Raw genomic sequence first — 336 nt, 5'->3', positions numbered from 1 at the left:
AGAAGGGTACGCCGCCGTGCGGCGTGGTCACGGGCATCGGCCGCTTCAAGGACGGCCAGGGCGGTTTGCGCGCCGGCGTGGTGATCTCAAACACCGCCTTCAAGGCCGGCGCCTTCGACATGGCGAGCGCCGAGAAATTCTGCAAGCTCCTCGTGGTCTGCGCCGAGGAGCGTCTACCGGTCATCTGCTTCATCTCCTCGGGGGGCATGCAGACCATGGAAGGTGCCGGGGCGCTGTTCTCCATGGCGGCCATCAATGACCGCCTGACCCGCTTCGTCCGCGACTTCGACCTGCCGGTGATCGTATTCGGCTTCGGCGACTGCACGGGCGGTGCGC

Annotated in this window: 1 protein-coding gene; it reads left to right on the top strand. The window is 66.7% G+C overall.

The genetic code is table 11. From position 1 onward, the window contains the following. On the top strand, window positions 1–336 hold a 336-nt coding region (locus J4F31_12575), incomplete at both ends, for a hypothetical protein (GenBank protein ID MCE2497387.1).

This window comes from Flavobacteriales bacterium, from assembly GCA_021296215.1.
Taxonomy (GTDB): Bacteria; Bacteroidota; Bacteroidia; order Flavobacteriales; family ECT2AJA-044; genus ECT2AJA-044.
Note: the sequence above shows the minus strand (reverse complement) of the source record. Positions and strands in the feature narration are given on the sequence as shown.